Source organism: Lysobacter sp. 1R34A, from assembly GCF_051217035.1.
Classification (GTDB): Bacteria; Pseudomonadota; Gammaproteobacteria; order Xanthomonadales; family Xanthomonadaceae; genus Lysobacter.
In genome coordinates, this window is sequence record NZ_JBPKJP010000158.1 from 1 (window position 1) to 6,219 (window position 6,219).

General features: G+C 69.9%; 5 protein-coding genes. 2 read left to right on the top strand and 3 right to left on the bottom strand.

Translation table 11 applies throughout. The annotated features are described in order from the left end of the window. Both ACSAMQ_RS19655 and ACSAMQ_RS19660 read right to left on the bottom strand, forming a co-directional pair. On the bottom strand, positions 1 to 342 hold a 342-nt coding region (locus ACSAMQ_RS19655; protein WP_435397278.1), incomplete at its 3' end, for a FecR/PupR family sigma factor regulator. Further along, positions 320 to 904 (bottom strand): RNA polymerase sigma factor, encoded by a 585-nt coding sequence (locus tag ACSAMQ_RS19660; RefSeq protein ID WP_435397279.1) that lies wholly within the window; start codon positions 902 to 904, stop codon positions 320 to 322. The genes ACSAMQ_RS19660 and ACSAMQ_RS19655, both read right to left, overlap by 23 nt. A gap of 151 nt (positions 905 to 1,055) precedes the next feature. Between ACSAMQ_RS19660 and ACSAMQ_RS19665 the strand changes: the two genes are divergently transcribed. Further along, the gene (locus ACSAMQ_RS19665; RefSeq protein WP_435397280.1) at positions 1,056 to 2,120 is read left to right on the top strand and encodes a cyanophycinase; all 1,065 of its coding nucleotides are present in this window, start codon (positions 1,056 to 1,058) and stop codon (positions 2,118 to 2,120) included. 37 nt (positions 2,121 to 2,157) lie between these two features. Next, positions 2,158 to 3,216, top strand: coding sequence for an isoaspartyl peptidase/L-asparaginase family protein (locus ACSAMQ_RS19670; protein ID WP_435397281.1), 1,059 nt, complete (start codon positions 2,158 to 2,160; stop codon positions 3,214 to 3,216). 64 nt (positions 3,217 to 3,280) lie between these two features. On the opposite strand, the gene ACSAMQ_RS19675 is transcribed toward ACSAMQ_RS19670, so the two are convergent. After that, positions 3,281 to 5,917 (bottom strand): hypothetical protein, encoded by a 2,637-nt coding sequence (locus tag ACSAMQ_RS19675; RefSeq protein WP_435397282.1) that lies wholly within the window; start codon positions 5,915 to 5,917, stop codon positions 3,281 to 3,283. Positions 5,918 to 6,219: the final 302 nt, after the last annotated feature.

Sequence of the window (6,219 nt, forward strand, 5' to 3'; positions counted from 1 at the left end):
GCGGCGCGGCGCGAACACCAGCGCGTCGGCGTCTCGTGCGGTCGCGACCTGGGGTGGCGGCGGTTCTGCCGTGGCCTCGGCGCGCGAAGCCAGCAGGTCGAAGTTCGAATGCAGCCATTGTCCGCGCGCTGGCGCGCCGTCGGAAACGGCGCCGGCGCCGAGCGCCTTGAGCCGGCCGCTCTGCGCCCAGGCCGCTTCCAGGCGCAGGAACGCGACCCGGTGCGCGGTCGAAGCCGCGAGCCAGGCGTCGAGTCCGGCCTGATCCTCGACCGACCAGTCGTCGCGGTCGCGCCGCACCAGCCACTGCGCGGCGCTGCGCTCAATCTGTCTGCTGCTTTCCATGTCCCGGCTCCTTGTCGGCCTTCGGCGCGCGCGACAGCTCGGTGCGCGAGGGCTCGCCGCCGTAGAAATACTCGGCGATCAGGCGCACCCCCTTGGCCATCTGCTTCTCCACGGTCTTCTCGCTGATGCCCAGGCGCTCGGCCACTTCCTTCTGCGACAACTCGTCGACCCGGCGCAGCCACACCACTTCGCGGCAGCGATCGGGCAGGCGGTCGAAGGCCTCGGCGAGACGTTTGAGGATCTGCCGCGCGCCGAGCCGGCGCTCCGGACTGACCTCGTCTATCAAGACGTTCAGAGCCTCGAAATCACCCACCGGCTCGATCGATACCACCTTGCCGCGGCGCAGGCGGTCGGTCATCAGGTGGCGCGCGGTCGCGAACAGGAACGACTTGGGCTGGCTCGGCAAGGCCTTGCCGGCGGCCTCGTAGACGCGGACGTAGACCTCCTGGCGCAGGTCGTGCAGCTCGTCGCGGTGCGGCCAGTAACGCCGCAGCAAATGCCCAAGCGCCTCCTCGTGCACGAGGATCTCGCGGGCGAACCAGGCGTCGAGGGCGGCGTTCATGCGCCGACCTTAGCCGATTCCGCCGGCCATTCCGTAGCGGTCGCGGCGGCCGGTGTGCGGATTGCGCGCGCTGGCGCGGATCGATGACCCGGCATGGGGGAAAGCATGCACTGGTTCGTCTTGGCTCCTCATACCCGGCCGGAGTCGAACGATGCGCCTGTGGTCCCGCGGGTCCGTGCTGACTCGAACGCTGTGCCGAGGCCTGCTCGGCGCGATCCTGGCCGTTGCCGGCACCGGCGCCCTCGCCGCCGCCGACGACGACTCGCGCCGCGACGGTTATCGCTACTACCAGATCGGCGACCTCGCCGCGCCGCGGCCGGCGCCGGCCCGACCGGGAGCGATGCTGGTCGGCGGCGGCGATTGGCCGTATCCGGCGTTCCGCTGGTTGATCGAGCGCGCCGGCCACGGTCGCATCGTGATCCTGCGCGCGTCCGGCAGCACCGAGGCGCAGGACGAGTTCTTCAACGACATCGGCGGCATCACCGCGGCGCAAACCCTGGTGTTCGAGGATCGCCGCGCCGCCAGCGACCCGCGGGTGCTGGAGATCGTGCGCCAGGCCGACGGCATCTTCCTCGCCGGCGGCGATCAATCCAACTACGTGCGCTATTGGCGGGGCACGCCGCTCAGCCGCGCGCTCGACGCGCACGTGCGCGCCGGCAAGCCGATCGGCGGCACCAGCGCCGGCCTGGCGATTCTCGGCGCGCATGCCTATGGCGCGATGGACGGGGGCAGCCTGACCTCGGCCGACGCCTTGAACGATCCCGCCGGACCGCAGCTGACCCTGGTCGACGATTTCCTCCACCTGCCCTATCTCGAACGCGTCCTCACCGATAGCCATTTCGGCAAGCGCGAGCGGCTCGGCCGACTGATCGCGATGCTGGCGCGGCTGGCGCAGGAGCGCGGCCGCGACGATCTGGTCGGCATCGGCGTCGACGAGTACACCGCGCTGTGCATCGACGGCGACGGCATCGGCCGGGTCTTCAGCGGCAACGGCGGCTACGCCTGGGTGGTGGGCCCGCAGCCGGCAGCCGAGCTCTATGCCGCGGGCCGGCCCTTGAGCCTGCGCGCGGTGCCGGTGCGTGGCATCGGCGCCGGCAGCGTGCTGCATCTGTCGGATTTCCGCGTCGAGCGCCCGGCCTTCTCCGCGCTTTATGATGTCGAGGCGGGACGCCTGATCCGACGCGATGCGAACATAGCGCCGACGGCCTCTCCGTGATCCTTCCCGCCCTCGTCGTGGCCGCCCGGAGCCGAACATGAAGACCCCTTTGCGTCACACCTGTTTCGCCTGGTTGTTGCTCGGCTCGGCGTCGCTCGCGCACGCCGCCGACGCGCCGCCGGCGACGAAGCCCAAGGCGGCCAAACCGGTGCTGGTGATCCACGGCGGCGCCGGCGTGGTGCGCGCCGGCATGAGCGCCGACGACGAAAGCGCCGCGCGCGCCGCGCTTGAGGAAGCCTTGCGCGCTGGCCATGCGCAGTTGAAGGCCGGCAAGCCGGCGCTGGACGCGGTCACCGCCGCGATCACCGTGCTCGAGGACGCGCCGATGTTCAACGCCGGGCGCGGCGCGGTATTCAGTCACGATGGCCGGAACGAACTCGACTCGGCGGTAATGGACGGCGCCAGCCTGCGCGCCGGCGCGATCGCCGGGGTGCATCGGGTCAAGAACCCGATCCTGCTGGCCCGCACGGTGATGGAGAAATCCAAGCACGTGATGATGGTCGGCGACGGCGCCGAGGCCTTCGCCCGCGAACAAGGCGTGCCCCTGGTCGACCCGTCGTATTTCCGCACCGAGAAGCGCTGGCAGCAATTGCAGAAGGCGCTCAAGGAAGAAGCCGCGGGCCAGGCCCACGCCGACCTGGAAACCGCCAAGCATTTCGGCACGGTCGGCGCGGTCGCGCTCGACGCCGACGGCCGCCTCGCCGCGGGCACCTCCACCGGCGGCATGACCAACAAGCGCTACGGCCGGGTCGGCGATTCGCCGATCATCGGCGCCGGCACCTATGCGAATGCGCGCTGCGCGGTGTCCGGCACCGGTTGGGGCGAGTACTACATCCGCGCGGTCGCCGCCTACGACATCTGCGCGCGCGTGCAGTACGCCGGGCAGAGCATCGGCGAGGCCGCCAAGGCGGTGATCAACGAGACGATCCCGAAGGCCGGCGGCGACGGCGGCGCGATCGCGCTCGGCGCGGACGGCCGCTTCGCCCTGCCCTTCAACACCGAAGGCATGTACCGCGGCTGGATCGGCGCGGACGGCGTGCCGCATGTGGCGATCTACCAGGACGAAACCCTGGCGGAACCCGCGCAGACGCCCTGATCGCGGCGCCCGGTTTCGATCGAACGCGACGGCCTAGGCGGCCGTCGCGACCCGCCCGCCGGACTCAGCGCGCGGCGATGCGCAATTGATTGACCATGACCTGCAGCTGATCCGGCGGCATGTCGTTGATCGCCTTGATGGTCTCTTCCGGCGTCATCGGCTTGCCGGTGCCCAGGCCGTCGCGCTTGCCGTATTCCATCATCAGCGGCACCACCGGGATCGACTGGTAATGTTCGTCCTCGCCGAGGTCGCCCATGATCCGCGCCGCGTCGGCGTCGAAGCCGGCGTTCTGCAGGAACTCCTGCGAGCCCTTGATCTTGGCGTCCTTGTCGCGAGTGTCGGCCAGGGCCGACTGGCCGAACACCGACACGCCGATCATCACCGCGCCGACGATCGCGCCGACCGGTCCGCTGGTCAGGGTCATCACCACGGTGCCGGTCGCGCCCAAGCCGTACAGCGCCGCTTCGGCTTCCTTGTAGGGGCGGTCGGACAACAGGGCGTCGGCCATCTTGGCGATGTCGCCGGTGGCCGAAAGCAGGCCCAGCGCGCGGTTCCAGTTCTCGAAGCGCACGCCGGCGCGGGCGTGGCTGTCGACCAGCACCGAATCGGCGTCGATCGGGATGCTGCCCGGGCGATGCATCAGATCGCGCACGTCCTTGGTCAGGCCCGCGGCGTCGGCGAAGGCGCCGACCGCATTGGCCCAGCCCGGGTCGCTGATCAGGTCGCTGCTGGACTTGGCGAAGGCCAGACCGGCCGCGGCCACGCCGAGCGAACGGAAGGTCACGCCGGCCGGCTGGTCGGCGTTGAAGCCGTCGATGCCGGCGAGCGCCTGGTTGAACTGCTTGAGCTGGGCCTCCATCGCCGCGGTGTCGCCGGCCGGCACCGAGGTCAGGCCTTCGAGCGCGCGGATCGCTTCGCGGTATTGCTCCGAATCCTTGCCGAGCAGACCGGCATAGCGCGTGCTCAGCGATTCGAGCTGGGTCTTGGCGTTGGCGATGCTGGCCGGGTCGGCCGAATCGAGATCGGAGAAGACCTTCAGCGCCGCCTGCTGGATGCCGTCGTTGGCCAGGCGCTTGAGATACTCGGCGCCTTCCTTCGACACCTTGGTGACGTCGAACAGCTTGGTCGCCGAATCGGCTTCGGCGCCGATCAGGAAATCGCGGTCGCGCGCGGCGGCCAGGCCGAAAGCCTGCAGCACCGAATCGCTATTGGCGATGTCCTGCAGCTCCTTGCCGAGGTCCGGGTACGTCGCCTTGAGGTCCTCGGGCAAGGCATTCAAGCCGCCCAGGGTGTCCTTGAGCACGTTCGCGTTCGCGGTCAGGCGGTCTTCGAGGCCGTGGAATTTCTCCAGCCAGCCCGGATCGGTCTTGCCCTTGTCGGCCAGGTATTTGTCGACCGCCTGCGAGATCGCTTCCGGCGGCAGGCCTTCGGAATACTTCAACAGGCGGCCTAGCTCGCCCATCATCGACTGGTATTCCTTCAGGTCGGCATCGATCTTGCCCTGCAGCAACTCGGCGCCGTGGCTGATGCCGCGCAGGAACACCCCGGCCTGTTCGTTCAGGCCCTGGCTCTTGAGCTGCTGGGCCATCTCCAGCGCGAGCGCCGGGCTGGCGCCGTCGCGGATCGCATTGGAGATGTTTTCCGAGAACGGCACCCACTGCCCGCGCAGCGCCTCGGGATTGGCCAGGTACATAGTGGCGATGTCGGCGCGCATGCGCTTGCCGTCCTCGCCGTCGCCGAGCGCGCCGACCACCCGCGCCATGTCGGCGTAGGAACTGCCGCCGAACTTCTCGCCGGCGTACATCGGCTTGACCTGGACGATGCGCATCACCGTATCGATGTTCTGCGTCACCACCGCATTGGCGAGCTCGGGCGGCAGGCCATCGACCAGCTCGGCCAGGCGCTTGGCCGCCTCGTCGGCCGGCACGCGCTGCTCGCGCGGATCGTCGCTGTTGAAGTCCGCGTACGGCGCCGAGACATAGGGCTCGACCTTGTCGTTGAGCAACCGGCCCAGCTCGGGGCTGGTCGCCAGGCGCGCCTGCGCTTCCGGCGACATCGAAGCCCACTGCGACTTCAGGATCGACATCGTCGACTTGGCGTCGCCGCCGCCGGACACCATCAGCGCGAATTCGACTTCGTGGTCGATGCTGATGTCCTTGACCGTGGCCTTGATGCTCGCCTGCGCGGCCGGATCGTCGGCGTAGCGCGCGGCGATGCTGTCGCCGTACGACGCGATCGCCTTGGTGTCGTAAACCGCGCCGGTCGGGCGCGCGTCGAGCTCGACCTGGAAACGCGCCTGCATCTCGGCCTGGATCGCCGACTTCAAATCGGCCTGGGTCTGCGGCGTGGAATGCTGGCTGTCGGCCTTGAGCGCGGTATCGACGCGCTGCGCTTCCGGCGACAGCGCCGGCTTGTCGGCCTGGGCCGGCGCGGCGGCGTGGACCACCGGATCGGCCTCGCCGTCGTGCGCGGGCGGCAACTGCAGCTGCGTGTCCGGATACAGCGCTTCCCAGTTCAACACTTGCGGGTTGGCGTCCTTGATGCCTTGTTCGTAGACCTCCTGCGGCACCGCGCCGCGGTGCTGCGCGGCGATTTCGGGCAGGGTCTCGTGGCGCTGGACCACGTGCACCGGCGCGGCCGGTTGGGTCGCCAGTTGCTGCACCGCGCGCGAAACGGAATCGAGGAAATTGATGAAGCTCATGATGGGGGCCGCTCGGGTTCGGGCGAAAGTCGTTTGGCGGAAAACGTAGCATCGCCGCCGCGCCGGCGAACGCTAGGGCCGCCCCTAGGAGGGGTGTACGGCGCTGCGGCACGCGCGCCCGCTCTGGGCCTGCAAGACTTCACAGCGCAGCGCAACGGATGCCTGCGCGGATCGGCTAACGCGGCCGCTCGGCCGGCCCAGGTGCCCTGGCGCGGCGCTTTCGCGGCCTTGCGCACCGGGGCGCGGGCCGCCTTGGCTGCAATGCGCGCCCCGCCCGCGGCGCTGCCGAGTTCGCGCAGCGC

What these genes read in the sequence shown, in the direction of transcription:
- ACSAMQ_RS19660 (WP_435397279.1), bottom strand. Translation starts at nt 904, where the DNA reads ATGAACGCCGCCCTCGACGCCTGGTTCGCCCGCGAGATCCTCGTGCAC.
- ACSAMQ_RS19665 (WP_435397280.1), top strand. Translation starts at nt 1,056, where the DNA reads ATGCGCCTGTGGTCCCGCGGGTCCGTGCTGACTCGAACGCTGTGCCGA.
- ACSAMQ_RS19670 (WP_435397281.1), top strand. Translation starts at nt 2,158, where the DNA reads ATGAAGACCCCTTTGCGTCACACCTGTTTCGCCTGGTTGTTGCTCGGC.
- ACSAMQ_RS19675 (WP_435397282.1), bottom strand. Translation starts at nt 5,917, where the DNA reads ATGAGCTTCATCAATTTCCTCGATTCCGTTTCGCGCGCGGTGCAGCAA.